General features: G+C 71.6%; 12 protein-coding genes. 8 read left to right on the top strand and 4 right to left on the bottom strand.

What is annotated here, in order from left to right; translation table 11 throughout:
- Window positions 1-30 precede the first annotated feature (30 nt).
- From EAS64_RS20985 to EAS64_RS21010, 6 genes are all read left to right on the top strand, one after another.
- Window positions 31-750, top strand: coding sequence for a HipA family kinase (locus EAS64_RS20985; protein ID WP_145855242.1), 720 nt, complete (start codon window positions 31-33; stop codon window positions 748-750).
- 16 nt (window positions 751-766) lie between these two features.
- Window positions 767-1,138 carry a DUF3037 domain-containing protein gene (locus tag EAS64_RS20990; protein ID WP_145855244.1) on the top strand — a complete coding sequence of 124 codons (372 nt, stop codon included), beginning with the start codon at window positions 767-769 and terminating at the stop codon, window positions 1,136-1,138.
- A gap of 101 nt (window positions 1,139-1,239) precedes the next feature.
- On the top strand, window positions 1,240-1,608 hold the full coding sequence (locus EAS64_RS20995) for a hypothetical protein (RefSeq protein ID WP_145855246.1): 369 nt from the start codon (window positions 1,240-1,242) through the stop codon (window positions 1,606-1,608).
- A gap of 144 nt (window positions 1,609-1,752) precedes the next feature.
- The gene (locus EAS64_RS21000) at window positions 1,753-2,982 is read left to right on the top strand and encodes a hypothetical protein (protein WP_145855248.1); all 1,230 of its coding nucleotides are present in this window, start codon (window positions 1,753-1,755) and stop codon (window positions 2,980-2,982) included.
- A 285-nt stretch (window positions 2,983-3,267) separates the two neighbouring features.
- Window positions 3,268-4,530 (top strand): hypothetical protein, encoded by a 1,263-nt coding sequence (locus tag EAS64_RS21005; protein WP_145855250.1) that lies wholly within the window; start codon window positions 3,268-3,270, stop codon window positions 4,528-4,530.
- A gap of 149 nt (window positions 4,531-4,679) precedes the next feature.
- Window positions 4,680-5,714 carry a hypothetical protein gene (locus EAS64_RS21010; protein ID WP_187366073.1) on the top strand — a complete coding sequence of 345 codons (1,035 nt, stop codon included), beginning with the start codon at window positions 4,680-4,682 and terminating at the stop codon, window positions 5,712-5,714.
- 48 nt (window positions 5,715-5,762) lie between these two features.
- On the opposite strand, the gene EAS64_RS21015 is transcribed toward EAS64_RS21010, so the two are convergent.
- The gene (locus tag EAS64_RS21015; protein WP_145855253.1) at window positions 5,763-7,688 is read right to left on the bottom strand and encodes an ABC transporter ATP-binding protein; all 1,926 of its coding nucleotides are present in this window, start codon (window positions 7,686-7,688) and stop codon (window positions 5,763-5,765) included.
- Window positions 7,689-7,950: 262 nt separating this feature from the next.
- On the opposite strand from EAS64_RS21015, the gene EAS64_RS21020 reads away from it, so the two are divergent.
- Window positions 7,951-9,612, top strand: a complete 1,662-nt coding sequence (locus EAS64_RS21020; RefSeq protein ID WP_187366074.1) for a sensor histidine kinase — start codon at window positions 7,951-7,953, stop codon at window positions 9,610-9,612.
- Complete coding sequence (locus EAS64_RS21025) at window positions 9,609-10,277, top strand: response regulator transcription factor (RefSeq protein ID WP_145855257.1); 669 nt, start codon at window positions 9,609-9,611, stop codon at window positions 10,275-10,277. Before EAS64_RS21020 ends, EAS64_RS21025 begins: the two co-directional genes overlap by 4 nt.
- 80 nt (window positions 10,278-10,357) lie before the next feature.
- On the opposite strand, the gene EAS64_RS46800 is transcribed toward EAS64_RS21025, so the two are convergent.
- The 3 genes from EAS64_RS46800 to EAS64_RS21035 all read right to left on the bottom strand — a co-directional run bounded on the left by EAS64_RS46800 (window position 10,358) and on the right by EAS64_RS21035 (window position 16,124).
- Window positions 10,358-10,483 carry a hypothetical protein gene (locus tag EAS64_RS46800; RefSeq protein ID WP_281283295.1) on the bottom strand — a complete coding sequence of 42 codons (126 nt, stop codon included), beginning with the start codon at window positions 10,481-10,483 and terminating at the stop codon, window positions 10,358-10,360.
- 288 nt (window positions 10,484-10,771) lie between these two features.
- Window positions 10,772-11,806: a DNA glycosylase AlkZ-like family protein gene (locus EAS64_RS21030; protein WP_145855259.1), complete on the bottom strand. Its 1,035-nt coding sequence runs from the start codon at window positions 11,804-11,806 to the stop codon at window positions 10,772-10,774.
- Between the two features lie 427 nt (window positions 11,807-12,233).
- Window positions 12,234-16,124 carry an nSTAND1 domain-containing NTPase gene (locus EAS64_RS21035; protein ID WP_145855261.1) on the bottom strand — a complete coding sequence of 1,297 codons (3,891 nt, stop codon included), beginning with the start codon at window positions 16,122-16,124 and terminating at the stop codon, window positions 12,234-12,236.
- Between the last annotated feature and the right edge of the window lie 187 nt (window positions 16,125-16,311).

Below are 16,311 nucleotides of genomic sequence, written 5' to 3' on the forward strand. Positions count from 1 at the left end.
TACCCGGCCGCGGCCCGGTAGCCTGGCGCGGTGCTTGAACGTGTCACGGTCACCAGCTACCTGGCCCCGCTGCGGGAGGGCGGCAGCCTGCCCGGTCTCGTGGAGGCGGACAACCTCGGCACCTACGTGCTCAAGTTCCGCGGCGCGGGCCAGGGGCCACTCGCCCTGGTCGCGGAGATCATCGGCGGCGAGCTTGCCAGGCGGCTCGGCTTCCGCACTCCGGAGCTCGCCCTCGCGGACCTCGACCCGCGTATCGCCAGGAGCGAGCCGGACGAGGAGATCCAGGACCTGCTCAAGGCGAGCGCCGGAATCAACCTGGCCGTCGACTACCTGCCGGGCAGCGCCGGGTTCGACCCGCTCGGCTGGACCGCCGACGAAGACTTCGCCAGCGAGCTGCTCTGGTTCGACGCGCTGATCCAGAACGTCGACCGCACCTGGCGCAACCCCAACCTGCTTGTCTGGCACAAGAACATCTGGCTGATCGACCACGGCGCCGCGCTGTACTTTCACCATGACTGGTCCCGCGCCGCGCCTGACAAGCCGTTCGACGCGCGCCAGCACGTAGTGAAGGACCGCGCCAAGCGGCTCGCCGAGGCGCACGAGAGGCTCGCGCCGAAAATCACCGCGGAACTGCTCGCGGAGGTCACCGGCGACGTGCCGCCCGACTGGTTCGGCGAGCGCGGCGCGGACGCCTACGCCGCACAGCTGCTCAACCGCGCACCGCTCGTCCCCGAGGTGATCAGGCTATGAGCCCCGAGGTGTCCTCATGAGCGAGGTCTTCGAGTACGCGCTGATCCGCGTCGTGCCCAGGATCGAGCGCGGCGAGTCGGTCAACGCGGGCGTGATCGTCTACTCCAAGACGTTCAAGTTCCTCAAGACCAGGATCGAGCTGAACGAGGCCCGGCTGCGGGCGCTCGACCCAGGCGCCGACCTCACGGCGATCGCGGCGGCGCTGCGCGCCTTCGAGCGCGCCTGCTCCGAGGGGCCGCTCGCTGAGCAGACCCTGGGCGAGCGCTTCCGCTGGCTCACCGCACCGCGTTCCGCGATCGTCCAGCCCGGCCCGGTGCACGCCGGCGTGACAAGCGACCCGGCCGCCGACCTCAACCGCCTCTTCGACACCCTGGTAAAAACCCGCTGACCCCCTTTCCCGCGCCCAGCCGCCGGCTCGGGCTAAGAATGTCCCGTTGAGCCGCCTGGACGTGGAACGGCAGCGCGCTGACACCGGCGGCCGCGCCGTCCATGCCGTCAGGCTCCGAAGCGCAGTTCCTGTCCGCGGTCCCCTGCGCCGCGGTCAAGCGCTGCGTCGTGATCGGATCCGCGGCCAGCCCAACTGGCGACCCCCTCCAACTCGTCTGGACCTGGAACGGGAAGAGCTGGACGCGGAAGGCGGTGAAACTGCCAGGCACGTCGGATGAGCAGCTGACCGCCGCGCACTGCTTCTCGCTCACCTCCTGCGTCATGGCCGGCATCACCGCCCCCGCCACCGGGAACACCGAGAGCCTGCTATTCGCGTCATGGAACGGCAAGGTGACCGCCCCGCTCACGGCCAACGGCAAGCCGCTGGCCGGCTACTGGAACGGCAAGGCCTGGAAGCTCAAGGCCGCATAGCTAGACAACTCAGGGCCACACGCACAACGGGTCCCTTCCGCAGCAGCCGACGGCGGTGTCACCATTGGTGGCGCCGCCGTCGTCGCATGGCGGGCGGTGCCGCGGCCTGGCGGCACCGCTGAACCGTCTTCCGGGGAGGACGAAATGGGTCGTGGATTCGTCAGGACGCTGGCCGCGTTCGGGGTGGCGCTGGCCGCGCTGAGCGCGAGCGTCGCGGCATCGGGGGCGGCGAGTGCTGAGTCGGTCAGTGCGGAGCCGGCCAGAGCGCTGCTGCCGCCGGCTGACGACCAGCTCGGGGGAGTCGCCTGCCCGTCGACGAGCGAGTGCATCTCTGTCGGTGCCAACTTCGCGACGGAGACACCGCTCGCCGAGACCTGGACGACGCTCGGCTGGCGGAAGATCCCCGTCAAGCTGCCCACCGGGGTGGCGCATGCCGAGCTCAACGCCGTGACCTGCCCGGCCGTCAAGTCCGGCGTGTTCTGCGTCGCGGTCGGCGACTACTTCACCACGGCAGGCGCCCCCCTCGCGCTCGCCGAGACCTGGAACGGCTCCACGTGGACCCCGGCCAAGGCGTCGGGCACCTCGGGCACCTTCCTTAACTCCGTCTCCTGCCTGTCCGCGACGAACTGCCTGGCCGTGGGCGGCCACGAGACGATCTCGGGAACCGGCGCGCCGATCGCCAACGCCTGGAACGGCAAGTCGTGGAAGCCGGTGCAGGTGACGGCCCCGGCGCACGCCATGCTCAGCGAGTTCACCGGCGTGTCCTGCGCGACCGCGACGTTCTGCGCCGCGACGGGCAACACCGCTAACTCGTCAGGTTCCATGGCGGCGCTCATCGGCCGGTGGAACGGCAAGACCTGGTCCTACCTCAAGCCGGCCGCCGCGCCGAAGGGCGTCTTCGACGTATCCCTGGCCGGCGTGTCCTGCCCGACGGCGAAGAACTGCGTCACGGCGGGCAACGGCTCGCTGGCCAAGGGCGGCACCGGCTCCTTCATCGAGGCGTGGAACGGCAAGACATGGGTGCGCTCCGCGCCGATCAGCTGGCCGAAGGGCACCAAGAACCCGTGGCTCGTGGGCATGACCTGCTATGCGGCGGGGCACTGCTTCACCAACGGCTACATCGACTGGAACCCGGACGCCAACGGCGGCAACACCGGCCGCGCCGCCGCCGCGCAGTGGAACGGCAAGGCCTGGACGTCCACCCCAGTCACCCCGCCTGGCGCCGGCAAGGCGACCCTGTTCGACGCGGTGACCTGCCGGTCCGCCTCGTTCTGCGTGGCGGTCGGACTCGCGGGTCCGTACGGGCAGTCGGCGGGCACCGGCCTGTCCGGTTTCTGGAACGGCAAGACCTGGCGGCTCGTCGCGGCCAAGTAAAAGGCCAGTCATCCCGAACGGGTGCGTGGCTTCGCGTATCGCGGGAACCACGCACCCGTTCCAGACATGGCCGTTCCAGCGGCCGGCCAGCGGCGCGACGTGAACGCGTTCACCTTGGCTGTCTCTCCGGCCTGTGAGCTGCCCCGACGTTCCACTCCGGTTGGCCGGATGTTCCCTTCCTCGCCACACACGGCGCGTGTCACCATGAGAACGCCGCCGCCGGCGCGCGGCGGGACGGTGCCGCCGTTTCTGTGGCGCCGTCGAGCGTCTTCGGGGAGGACGAAAATGGGTCGCACAATCGCAAGGACGCTGGCCGCGCTCGCCGTGGCGGTGGCCGGCCTGACGGCTAGCGTCGCGGCATCGGGGGCGGCATCGGCGGCTCCCGCGGGGTCTGCGCACACAGCGCCTGCGCACACAGTGCCGGCGCACATTGCGGCGCAGCCGACTGCCAACGAGCTCGAAGGGATCTGGTGCGCCTCGATCAAGGGGTGCATCGCGGTGGGATCTGACCGCAACGGCCCGTCGCCGCTGTCGGAGACCTGGAACGGGTCGGCGTGGAAGAAGGTGGGCGTGAAGCTACCGGCCAAGCTCTCCCATGGGCGGCTCTTCGACCTGAGCTGCCTGTCCGGCAGGGACTGCGTCGCGGTCGGCATGGCGTTCGCCAGCCCGGTTTCCGCGCATGCGCTCGCCGAGACCTGGACCGGCTCCGGCTGGAAGCCTGCCTTGCCGCCCGCGCCGGCCGGCCAGGCCACCGTGCTGACCGGGATCTCCTGCAGGTCAGCGAGGAGCTGCGTCGCGGTCGGCAGCGACACGGTGAAACTGCCCCTCAGCGGCCCGGGTGCCGGCAGCCCGGGAGCGGCGGCGCTTTCCGATTTGCTGGTCGGCACCACCTGGGTCCGCAAGCCGGTACCGGTGCCCAAGGGGACACTGATCAGCCAACTCAACAAGGTGTCTTGCCCGGCCGCGGGATTCTGCATGGCGGTCGGCGGGATCGAGGCGGTCTCCGGGGCGGGCACTGCGCTCGTCGACGTGTGGAACGGCAAGGCCTGGTCGCTGCTTAAGCCCGCCAAGCTTCCCGCCGGGGTCACCGACGCGTCGCTGAACGCGGTGTCCTGCGCGTCGGCAACGCACTGCGTCGCGGTCGGCTTCGCCGGCGGCGGCGGCCTGAGCGCGATCAGCGAGGTGTGGAACGGCAAAACCTGGAGCTACGCGAAGGTGAGCTGGCCGAAGGGCGTCAAGAACACCCTGCTCCTCGACGTCGCCTGCCTGTCGGCGAGCCATTGCATCGCGGTCGGTTCGACCGGCAACAACCCGAACGCCGAAGGCCTGAGCGGCCGCACCGCGGCCACCCTATGGAACGGCAAGGCCTGGTCGGCGATGTCCGTCCCCGCGCCCGCCAAGGGAAGGTTCAGCCTGTTCAACGGCGTGGACTGCCACAAGGCGTTCTGCGCCGCGGCCGGCCAGACCGGCCCGCGAGGCACCACCAACGGCATCGGCCTCGCCGGATTCACCACCGGCGGGAGCTGGAAGCTAGTCGCGGCCAAGTAAAAGGCCCATCATCCCGAACGGGTGCGTGGCTTCGCGTGTCACGGGAACCACGCACCCGTTCGGGAGCTAAGACCCGTTCAGCCACCGATCAACCGGCAGTGGCAGGCAGCATGACCTCGGGCGGTAGCTGACATGGCATGATCGCGTGCGTGTCGTCGTTGCCGTCCCGGGCCCGCAAGGCCCTGGCCGCCTATCCCGAACTCGCCGCCGTCCTCGCCGCGGCGATCGTCGGCCTGTCCGTGCAGCGCCCACTGGCCTGGCTCGCCGCGCACCACGGCATCGACGCGCTGCTCGCCCTGCTCGTCTTCGCCACCGCGCTGACGATCGACCCGGCCGCCCCGCGTCGCGTCGCCGCGGCCTGGCGGCGCGTGGCCCTCGCCGTCGCCCTCGGCGTGACCGTCCTTCCAGCCCTGTCCTGGGCGGTGTCCTGGCTCGTCCCGGCCGGCCCGCTCCGCGATGGCGTGCTGGTGACAGGACTTGCCCCGGCTGAGATCGCCTCGGTCGCCACCACGGCCCTGGCCGGGGGCGAGGCCGCCGTCGCGGCCGGCGTGCTCATCGGCTCCACCCTGGCAACGGTGCTGCTCGCCGCCCCGATCCTGACCCTTTTCGTGGAAAGCGCGGCCTTCTCCCCGGCTGGTGTCATCAAGAACCTCGCCCTAGTCGTCGCCCTCCCGCTCGCCGCGGGCATGGCCCTGCGCGCCTGGGCCGGCGTCACTACCTCGCGCCCGCAATCGGGTCGCGCTCCGCGTGCCGGGTCGGGTGGCGCTCCGCGTGCCGGGTCGGGTGGCGCTCCGCGCGCCGTGGCTCTTCTCGCGACGCCGCGCGCCGAGCGCGTCGCGACCCGGGTCGCGCTGGCCGCCGTCGCCGCCCTGGTGGCCCTGGTGGCGTCCGAGGTCCGGTTCTCCGGGGGCTACGCCGCGGTCGCCGCGGCCCTCCTGCTGTTCCTCGCCGCCTCCGCGCTGCTCGGCGGTCTCCTGGCCGCGCGATCGCCTCGCCCGGTCGCCGCGGCCCTGCTGCTCACCACCTCGATGCGCGACTTCGCGATCGCCGCCGCCCTGGCCGCCGCCGCGTTCGGCCCGCAGGCGGCCGCCCCCCTCGGGCTCTACGGCGTCGCCGTCCTCGTCTGGGGCACCGCCTGCGCGGGTCTCCTCCGCAACCAAGCCAAGCGCGATCCTCCCGGCTGATTGGCAGCTATTTTGCGGAATGCCAGCTCTCCATTGAGCTGCATCGATTCATCCTCCTGCGGCGACGGGTTTGCCGTAAGACCCGGCCTTCGACATTCGGCCGGATGCTAGCTGAACAACGTGGGCTGCGTGCCCCACAAGAGCCGGCTGGTGGGTGACCAGGATGACCGTCTTGCCAGCCGTGGCGGCAAGCAACTGCGTGACGAGCAGCGACTCCGTCTCCGGGTCGAGCCCGGTCGTCGGTTCGTCGAGCAGCAGTACCGGGGTGTCGCGCAACAGCGCGCGGGCGATCGCGACCCGGCGCTGCTGTCCACCGGACAGCTGATGCCCGTGCTCGCCGACCGGGGTGTCGAAGCCGTCCGGGAGGGTGTCGGCGAACGCCGCGACCCCCGCCCGCTCTGCGGCGTCCCTGACCTGCCGTGCGGTCGCGTCGTGACGGCCGTAGCCGATGTTCTCCGCGATCGTGCCGTCGTGAAGCCACGGCTCCTGCGGGACCAGCGTGACCAGGTCGCGGAGCCGGGGCAGCGGAAGGCGGGTGATGTCCTGGCCGTCGATGGCGATCAGGCCGGACTGCGGGTCGGCCAGCCGGATGAGCAACGACAGCAGGGTCGACTTCCCGGTACCAGACCGGCCAGTGAGCGCCGTCAGCGTCCCGGCGGGAAAGCCCATGGTCGCCATGTCGAGCACCGGCTCGCCAGCGCGGTGCGCATAGCTCACCCGGTCCAGGGTGACCTCAGGACCGCGATGCCCGGTGCGGAGCGGTGCACCGGGCACGGTGTCGCCGGCGCTGGCGGCCGCCGGGCCGAGCAGCGGGAGCGACAGCAGTTCGGCGAGCCGGTCGCGGCTCGCGGTGCCGCGGGCGATCGTCGCGCTCAGCCTGGTCAGCGACCGGACCGGGCTCGTCAGCGAGGACAAGTAGGCGAGGAAGACCAGCAGTCCGCCCAGGGTCAACCGACCCGAGGTCACTTCGACGGTACCGGTGATCAGCGCCGCCGCCAGCGCGAGGCCGGGCAACGTGTCGGTGACCGGGCCGAACCGCGCGCTGGCATTCACGGCCGCCACCTCAGCCTCGGCTGACGCGGCGCTCGCCGCGTGGTACCTGTCCGCTTCGGCGGCCGCCCGGTCGAAGACGTGCACCGCGGGTAGGCGTGCCAGCAGTCCCGTCGCGAATGTCGCGAGCTCGCCAGCCCGGTCGCGCGCCTGCCGCTGCGCGACGCGAAGGCCGTGGTTACGGACCCGCGCGGTAAGCGCGTACAGCGGGATGACCGCGACGCTGACCACGGTGAGCCGCCAGTCAAGCGCGGCGGTGATGACGGTCATCCCGGCCAGCAGCACCGTGTCGGGCAGCAGCGTGTCCAGCGTCGCGGTCACGGTGTCCGACACCCGCATGGTGTCCCCGCCAAGCCGGTTCGTCAGCTCGCCGAGGGGGAAGGCCGCCGCTGCCTTCGGTTCGGCGCGCAGTAGCCGGCCGGTGACGACGGCGCGCAGCCGCACGGTCATCTGCTCGCCGGCCGCGGCGGTCAGCACGGTGACCAGGTAGCCGGCTACCGCGCTCGCGGCGAGCAGCAGCAGGCCGGCGACCGCTGCGATCACCGCGACGGACACCGGGTGCAGCCCGGCGAGCGGAGCCAGCCAGGTCGGGAAGGGCTGATGCCCGAGCGCGTAGTCGATTACCACCTTGAGCGGCCACGGCGCGGCGAGCGAGAGGACCACGTCCAGCAGGGCCAGCCAGATCGCGACGGCGACGGCGAAGCGGTCCGGCCGCAGCAGGGTGCGGGCGAGTGCGGGCCACCTCAGGGACAGTCTCGTCTCGGCGTTCCCAGTGGCAGGCATTTCTGCCAGCTGGTTTCCCGCAGGCCGGTTTCCGGTCGCCGGGTTCTGCCGCGCCGGGCGGGTGACCGTCCGGCGCGCGGCGAAGCCGAGCAGCAACGAAAGCGCGCCCATCACCGCCCCGCCTGCGAGCGCGAATACCATCGCTTCCTCCGTCAGTTCTGGCGGCCAACCGGCACCGCAGCAGCCAGCCACCGGGCCTCAGGCTCCAGCCTCGGGCTGCCCCATGGGTCCAGGATGAGCGACGGATGAGACGTCTCTCATCCGTCCGCGTTCGGGCAACAGCAAGAAGCGCTCAAGTCCGCTCCAGTGTCGCGGAACGCTGGCACCTGCGGGCGCGCGGCTCAGAGCCTCGGCAGAGTGCCCGCGAATGGGTGGCAGAGGTCGGCCGCGCAGTCTAGGAGCCGTGACACTCCGCTGGCGGCCATTCGCGTCCGTACGCAGCCGCATCCTCGGCTGGTCGGTGCTGCTGCTCGCCGCCGCGTTCGCCGCATCCACCGTGGCGATGCACGTCTTGCTGGTTCGGCAGCTCGACGGGCGGGTGAGCGCTGAGCTGACGCACGAGATCGCCGAGTTCCGCGCGCTCGAGGCCCAGCGGGCCGCGGGCAAGGACACCGGCGGCACGGACGGCGCCGCCACCTCGATGCTCGCGCTGCTCAGGGCGAAGACCAGCCAGGCGGTCCTGGAACCGGACACGGTCCTGGTCGGACTCATGGGCGGACGGATCGTCGCGATCAGCGGCAACTCCTCGACCGCCGCGCTCGGCGTCAGCCCCGCTCAGCTGGCGAGCTGGTCAGCGCTTGCCGCCGTGCAGCCCGCGCCCCCGACCCCCACAGCTCCCCACGCGGGCAATATGCTGCTTGCCGCGGGTCCAGCGCAGTACCAGGCGGTTTCGGCCAGCGTTCCAGGAACCCCGGTCACTGGTGTGTTCGTCGCCATCGTGCTGACCGGCGGCAGACGGGCCGGGATCGCCAGGATCACCCAGCTGCAGGCCGAGGTGGGTGCCGTCGCCCTGCTGCTTGGCGCGGCGCTCGCCTGGGTCATCGCGGGCCGGCTGCTCCGCCCGCTGCGCGATACCACCGAGCTGGCCAGGCGCATCACCGACACGGACATCTCCGGCCGGATCCCCATCCGCGGCCCGGCCAGGAGCCGTCGCGCCGGGCGCCGCGTGCGTTACGGCGGCAGCGGCGGCCACCGCGGCCGCGGCGAGATCGGCGAGCTGGCGCACACGCTCAACCGGATGCTCGACCGCCTGGAGTCGGCGCTCACGACGCAGCGCAGGTTCCTCGCCGACGCCGGGCACGAACTGCGCACACCGATCACCATCATCCAGGGCAACCTCGACACGCTCACCGCGGTCACGGCTGAGGACGCGCAAACGCTCACGATCGTCTCCGACGAGCTGACCCGGATGGCCCGGCTTGTCGACGAGCTCGCCCTGCTCGCCAGGAGCGAGTGGCCCGACTTCCTGCGTCCCGAGCCCACCGACATCACCGCGCTGACCGTGGCGCTCGCGGCCAAGGCCCGCGTCCTCGACCCGGCGGACGATACTCGGATAACGCTGACCGGCACCGCGGCGGGCGTCGCCGTCCTCGACCCGCAGCGGATCACCCAAGCCGTCATGCAGCTGGCCGCGAACGCCGTCGCGCACACCCCGCCTGGCACGCGCATCGAGATCGGCTCGGCCATCGCGGGCGGTAGGGTCGAGTTCCGGGTCGCCGACCACGGCATCGGCATCCCACCGGAGCAGCGGGACCTGGTATTCCAGCGGTTCGCCCGGCTGGATTCACGCCGCACCGACGGGACCGGCCTTGGCCTGTCCATCGTCGCCGCGATCGCCGCCGCCCACGGCGGTAGTGTGCGGCTGGCAGAGACGTCGGCGGCCACGCCGGCGTCCGCCCCGTCACCGTCGGCACAACCATGGGGCGGGGGAGCGGCGTTCGTTCTGTCGATTCCGCTTCGCCATCCTGCCGCGTCCGGACCCTACCCCGATCCTCCTCTCGCCCCGCCCCGCGGCGTGCGTGCCGCGGCACCAGCAGCAACCATCAGCGCAGGAGCAGCACGATGACCCGGATTCTCATCGCCGAAGACGAGCCGCACATCACCCGCTTCCTGGTCAAGGGCCTGAAGGCGGAGGGCTACGCGACCACCTCCGCCGCCGACGGCGACGAGGCCCTCTACCTGGCCCGCAGCGGTGCGTTCGACCTGATGCTGCTCGACCTCGGCCTGCCAAGGCAGGACGGGCTGCGCGTGCTCGGGGAGATCCGCCGCGCGAAGCTCCGGCTGCCGGTGATCGTGGTGACCGCCCGCGGCGCCGCCGACGACATCGTCGTCGGTCTGGACAGCGGCGCGGACGACTACCTAGCCAAGCCGTTCCGCATCGCCGAGCTGCTCGCCCGAGTCCGTGCCAGGCTCCGGCCCGTGTCCGTCCCGGAGGCGGCCAGGCTCGTCAACGGTGACCTGGTCCTGGACCTGCACACCAGGCAAGCACACGTCGGCGACCGGGTCATCGACCTGTCGGCCCGCGAGTTCGCGCTGGCCGAGACATTCTTGCGCCACCCAGGTCAGGTGCTCAGCCGTGAGCAGTTGCTGAGCCGGGTCTGGGGCTACGACTATGACCCCGGCTCCAACGTCGTCGACGTCTACGTCCGGTACCTGCGCAACAAACTCGGCCAGGACCGCATCGCGACCATCCGAGGTGCCGGCTACCGCTTGGTGCAGGCGACAGCCTAAGCCGGAATCTCGCATCCGGCCGGGTAGCGGCCAGGCCCCGGGTTCGGGGCCTGGCCGTACCCGGGGCCTGCTGTCGGGTGCTAGTTGTCGCCCTTGTCCTCGCCGCGGTCCTCGTGCCGGTCCCGGCTGCTGTGCTCGTGCTTCTTGGACTCCCGGTCCTCGCGCTCCCGCTCGAACCCCTTGTGTACGGTCTCCACTCGCGCCATGATCTGTCATCTCCTCATCGCCCGCCTTCCGGCGGCGGCGGCCCCTTGCCGCATGCCTTTATTCTCGCCACCCGTCATGAATCCCCCATGAGCTCCAAGTGAGAGGGCTCTAACCCACCCGCACGCCGTCGCCGCGTTCGGCCCGACGACGCCCTGCCCGCCGTCGCCGGCCCGTGGCGCCTCGCCTCCGCACCGCCGTCCTGGTCCGGGTATCGCCTGCGCTGATCTGCTCGGCAAACGGACTGTTCGCGCGTCTCCCGCCGATGCCGCCGCGACCTGGGCGGCGTATTACGCCTCGGTCCAGCGCACGGCGATGCGCTGCGTGATGCCAGGCAGCGGCAGCGATTCTGCCTCGGCCATCACCGCGTCACGTTCCGCGGCCGATAGCCGCCGCCAGGTCTGCACGGTCAGCACCGTGTCTGCCCGCCGCCAGGTTACGGCGATCTCTCCGCCGATGAGCAGCCCGCCTGGCCAGACGCGCGGCGTCCATAGCTCCCCGCGCCGGCCGTCGTCGGGGACGACAAGTTCTCTGTCGGCCCCCTGAAGCACCAGGTAAGGGTCCCCGCTCGGCAGCAGTCGCACCGGTCCCGAGAGGCCATCCGCGTCGGCACGGAAGGCGTCCTCGTCCTCGGCGAGAATCCACGCCTCACCGATCGGCGTGCCCACCCGCGTCAGTGACGGCCCGAGCATCTCGAACGCCGCCAAGGCGGCCCGCGGTCCAGTCCCCGACCACTGGGCGAAGGACGCCTGCGTGGCCGGGCCGTACACGTGCAGGTAGCGGCGGGCCAGTTCCAGGCGCGCCTCGACCGGATCCACGTCGGGTGGCGGAACGGTCCAGATCACCGGCCGCCGCGCCCCCTCCCAGCGGATCAGGACGGTGCCCGTCGCCGCGGCGTACCTGAGCATGTTCGCGTTGGCCATGCCAAGCCCGCGCCCCGCCTCCTCATAGCTCATCCGCGCGCCGTCGAGGAACGCGTGCAACTGGGCAGCGGTGGTCTGCGCGCGCAGCCGCCCCCTGGCATCGTGGGGGAGCGTGCCGAGCGAGAAGACCGCGAGGTCGCGAGCGGCGACGACGAAGACGGTGAACCGCGGCCCCCACAACTGCACCAGCGAAGGGTCCTCCCACGCCGACGGCGACGTCTGCGCGACCCGCGCGTGAATCGACAGCTGCGCGGCCCGCGGCATGCTGTCCTGCAACCCCGCCCAGGCAGCCCGCCGCAGCGACTCCGCACCGGGCGGCAGCCGCTCCGTCAGCGCCCCCGCCCGCTGCCTGAACGAAAGAATCTGCTCCCGCGTCAGCTCTAGCGTGCTCCGCACCGTCATGTGTCAACAGGCTAATCCCCGGGACCGACGGCAGGGCACCGGCCGCGGTTGCGTAACGCGTCGACCGGCTCGTCTCCGTAGAGTTCATGCCACAGGCGACGCAGGAATGCTTCGTCACTCCCGTCGTCGTACTCGACGGCTTCCGACAGTTCGTCAGCAGGCAGTTGGCCGGGATCCCGCAGCGCCTGGCGGAGTTGGGACTTGAATACCTGCATTTCCTCGTCGGTCTCGCGTTTGGCGAGGTGTTAAGCCCATCCACCACGATTTCGTCACCGCCGCCGCGGTTGCGCCCCTCAAGCGACCTGACACGCGTTAACGCGAGCTGGCCCCTTGAAATGCCCGTGTCGTTGCCGGGGCTATCACCCCGGCAACGACACGGGCATTCGCTAAACGATCTTGACCCAGCCGCAGGACCGCAACGAAACCGTCAGGGGCATGCCGCCCGGTACGGCACTCCCGGCACGTAGCTGGCCCACTCCGCCTCGCTGAGCTGCTGCCCGGAATCGGCGCAGATGGTCGCCCGCGCGTCGGCAGGCCTGGTGTCCCACAGGTGGACGGTGCCCTCAAAGCTAGTCGCGGCCAGTTGAGCACCCGACGGCGAGAACGCCAGCCCGTACACGTGGTCGGCAGGCCCTGTCAGGGTGGCGATCAGCACCGGGTGCGCCGGCGAGGCCACGTTCCACAGCCACACGCTCCCGTCAGTCACGCCCACCGCGAGCGTCTGACCCGACGGGCTGAACGCCGCCGCCCACACGTACCCGGACGGCCCGGTCAGCGCCGGGCCTAGCAGCACCGGGTGCGCGGGGTCCGCCACGTTCCACAGGTGCACCGTCTTGTCCGCGCTGCCGACCGCAAGGGTCTTGCTGTCGGGGGAGAACGCGAGCCCGATGGCGTAGCTGGCCATGTCGCGCAGGGGCGAGCCGACAGGCGAAAGCCCGGCAGCGGAGCCCGACCCTGTCACCTGCCACAGCCGCACCGCGCGATCCAGACCCGCCTCCGCGACCGTCTTGCCGTCAGGCGCGAACGCCACCGTGTAGACCGATTCCCCTGATGCTTGTTCTGTGACAAGCCGCCGGGGATTGGCCGGGTCGGCGACGTCATACAGCCGCACAGAACCGTCGTCCGCCCCGGTGGCGAGCAGCGTGCCGTCCGGGCTGAACGCGACCGACTCGGCGGCGTTTCCGGTTCCGGTAGTAACAGCGAACGGCGCGGAGAGTGGCGCGAGCGTGTCCGCGGACAGCAACGAGACCTTGCCGTTCGCCAGTGCCACCGCGATCACCCCGTGCCCGAAGGCCGTCGCGTTCACGTACACCTTCGGCGGCAGCGGGCTGGCCGCGAGCAGCGTGCGCTTGGTGGCGTCCCACAACTGCACGCTTGTGCCGCCGACGGCGAGCGTCTTGCCGTCCGGGCTGTAGGTGACGCTCGCCGGTGAGTTGCCGGTGGCGAGGACCGGCGACGGCAGCCTGACAAGCGTGATCGTCCCGTCCGCGTTGGAGGCGGCGATCAGGTGCGGTCCGTCCCAGGTGACCGACGTGACCGGCTGCGGCTGCGGCACCGTCGCCGTCAGCGCCCGCGTGGCGAGGTTCCACACCAGCACGCTCGCCGCCGAGGTGCCCGCCGCGATCGACGTGCCGTCCGGGCTGAACGCGACGGTGTTCGCCCAGTTGGTCGCCCCGGTCAACGTCCCTTCCGGCGTGGCGGAACCCGACTTCTTCGACGTGCTCACCGTCCACAGCCAGACCTTGTCGTCCTGGCTCGACGCGGCGAGCGCCCGCCCGTCCGGGCTGAAGGTGACTCCGGACACGGGACCGCCCGGCCCAGTCAACGGCATATGCGGATACCGAACGGGTTCGCCGGAACCCCGTACCCGCCACAGCATCACCATGCCCGCCGCAGTCCCGGCGGCGAGCACCTGACCGCCCGCGCCGAACGTCACCGAGTTGACGGCCAGGTGGGAGCCGGGCACGGTGAGCGCCGAACCGGCGTGACCAGGCTTGCCGACGTTCCACAGCCACACGCTCCCGTCGGCGCTGCCCGCGGCGAGCGTCTTGCCGTCCGGGCTGAACGCGACCGAGTAGATCGTGCCGCCCGGGCCGGTCATCGGCTGCTTGATGACCGCGAGCCGCGGCGCATCGGAGGTCCCAATGACCCTCCACAGCCGCACGACCTGCTCCGCGCCGGCCGCGGCGATGAGCGTACCGTCCGGGCTGAACGCCGCCGTATATAGCGGATGGTCGGAATTAACCTGCGCCAGGGTTGCGATGGGGACGGGGTGTTCGCTGTTGGTGATGTTCCACAGCCGCAGCGTCCCGTCGGCGCCCGCCGCGAGCAGTAGGCGGCGGTCCGGGCTGAGGCTGACCCACTGCACGGGGCCTGCCGAGTCCTCGGCCCTGGTCACCTGGGGCGTACCGCTGGCCTCGAGCAGGCTCGCCGTCGCCTGCGGCGTCTGGGAGATCGAATAGGCGCTGGCGGCGAGCTGGGCGGAGACCGCCGGGTCTTCGCCGCGCTTCTCGTCGGCGACGAAGGCGACCGCGCGCGAGTTCGCCGCCTGGCCGTCGACGATCGCCGCGTGCTCGGCGGTGACGGCCTGCTGGCGCAGCCGCGCGGTGTAGGCGGTCAGCCCGGCGACGGCGAGCACGAGCGCGGCGAGCATCGCCACGATGGCCCGCAGCCGCCGCAACCGCCGCCGCTCACGGCGCTCGCGCGTAGTGCCCGAGGCGACCGACGCGTCGACGAAGGCCAGCGCCGCGGGCGACAGCGTCGCGCGGCGGTCCCCGTCGCGCGCCCAGTCCCGCGCGATCGCGAGCTGGCTGCCGCGCCATAGCGCGGCCTCCTCCCTGTCGGCCTCCGCCCAGGCCCGCGCACCCTCGGCGATCCGCCGCCTGGCCCGCAGCGCCTCGGCGTTATCCTCGATCCAGGCACGCAGCCGTGGCCAGGCGGTCAGCAGGGCGTCGTGGGTGAACTGAGCCGAGTCCGCGCCCACGGTGATCATCCGCTCGCGGACGAACACGTCGAGCACCGCGTCCGCGTCACCGTCTTCCTTGCCTCTTCCCCCGGTACCGCGCAGCTCGCTCAGCGGCACCGACGCCCGGCTCGGCGGCAGGTCGTCGGCCACGTGCACGAGGCGGAGCAGCAGCCGCCTGGCGAGGCGCTGCTGCTCGGGCGTCAGGCTGTCGTATGCCCGCTCGGCGGACTGCCTGACCGCGTCCTTGATCCCGCCGCTCGCCAGGTAGTCGGCCACGGTCATGGTGCCGCCGCGGCTGTGCTCCCACGCGCACCGCATGGCGTGCGACAGCAGCGGCAGCGTCCCCGGCTCGTGCGCGTGGTCGTCGGCGCCGCGGCCCGCGGCCGGCGGGGCGAGGTCGGCGAGCACCACCTCGACAAGGCCGTCTTCCACGTCCGTCCGTGCCAGCCTGGCGGGTTCCACGACGGCGCGGCGCAGTTGCTCCGCGCTCATCGGCGCGAGCAGCACCTGCCGCTCCTGGAGCGCGCGCAGCAGCCCGGGATGGCCGATCGCCTGTCCGTAGAAGTCGGCGCGCAGCGCGAGCACCACGAGCCTGGTCTTCGCGAGATCGCACAGCGCGGAGATCAGCGCGCTCCGCTCGCCCTCGTCCGGGCACAGCGTGAACAGGGCCTCGAACTGGTCGACGATCAGCGCGGGACCGCCAGGCGCGCCGTCGGCATCCCACGCGGCGGACCTGCCCCACGACCCGGAAAGCCCGGAGGACCCGGAGACCGCCTCGATGACCCGCTGAGCGAGCCCGGCCGTCCCGGTGACCGTGAGGTCGTAGATCTCGATGAGCGCGCCGCTGCCCGGCGCCGCCTCCTCGGCCGCCGCGCGCAGCCGCGGCAGCAGCCCGGCTCGCAGCAGCGACGACTTCCCGGCCCCCGACGGACCGACCAGCACCAGCGGCATGTCGGAACGCTGCTCGGCGAGGAACGCGATCAGCTCGGTGAAGTCCTCGCGGCCGAAGAACCAGCGTTCGTCGTCCGCCTCGAACCTGGCGAGCCCGCGGTACGGCGGTTCGCCGCGCCGCCCCGGCGACCTGCGCACCCGGGCGAGCGCCGCCTGCCACGCCTCGACCCGTTCGGCGCTCGTCTCCCCGCAGGCGGCGAGGATGCGCGCGAACTGCTCCCTGTCGAGCGGCAGGTGCCGCCCGGAGAAACAGTCGCCCGTGGTCGACACCGAGGTGCCAGCGGCCCTCGCGACCTCGCGGATCGTCAGTCCGGACCGCTCCCGCAGCGACTGGAGTTCACGGACGAAGTCCGTTCCGGTCGCGACCTCTCCCAGGTCCTGTGACATCTGCTCTGACGGCATACTCAAAGGACACTCAGTTCATCGACGGGGTTCACGTATTTACGGCAAACGATGCGAATTCGCTACCAATCGATGACTCGCCGGAAGGGCAATGTCGACGGTGCGTACGCTGCGCCGCCGAGAGGCCCGGGGGCGGCCTTGTTCAAGCCGGCTGGCGCCGGCAATGCTGGGTGACGATCAGCCTCAA

This window comes from Trebonia kvetii, from assembly GCF_007827045.1.
In the GTDB taxonomy this organism is placed as follows: Bacteria; Actinomycetota; Actinomycetes; order Streptosporangiales; family Streptosporangiaceae; genus Trebonia; species Trebonia kvetii.

Bases quoted from the DNA above. Each gene is read 5' to 3' on its own strand.
- EAS64_RS20990 (WP_145855244.1), top strand. From the start codon at position 767: ATGAGCGAGGTCTTCGAGTACGCGCTGATCCGCGTCGTGCCCAGGATC.
- EAS64_RS20995 (WP_145855246.1), top strand. From the start codon at position 1,240: ATGCCGTCAGGCTCCGAAGCGCAGTTCCTGTCCGCGGTCCCCTGCGCC.
- EAS64_RS21000 (WP_145855248.1), top strand. From the start codon at position 1,753: ATGGGTCGTGGATTCGTCAGGACGCTGGCCGCGTTCGGGGTGGCGCTG.
- EAS64_RS21005 (WP_145855250.1), top strand. From the start codon at position 3,268: ATGGGTCGCACAATCGCAAGGACGCTGGCCGCGCTCGCCGTGGCGGTG.
- EAS64_RS21015 (WP_145855253.1), bottom strand. From the start codon at position 7,688: ATGGTATTCGCGCTCGCAGGCGGGGCGGTGATGGGCGCGCTTTCGTTG.
- EAS64_RS21025 (WP_145855257.1), top strand. From the start codon at position 9,609: ATGACCCGGATTCTCATCGCCGAAGACGAGCCGCACATCACCCGCTTC.
- EAS64_RS46800 (WP_281283295.1), bottom strand. From the start codon at position 10,483: ATGGCGCGAGTGGAGACCGTACACAAGGGGTTCGAGCGGGAGCGCGAG.
- EAS64_RS21030 (WP_145855259.1), bottom strand. From the start codon at position 11,806: ATGACGGTGCGGAGCACGCTAGAGCTGACGCGGGAGCAGATTCTTTCG.
- EAS64_RS21035 (WP_145855261.1), bottom strand. From the start codon at position 16,124: ATGCCGTCAGAGCAGATGTCACAGGACCTGGGAGAGGTCGCGACCGGA.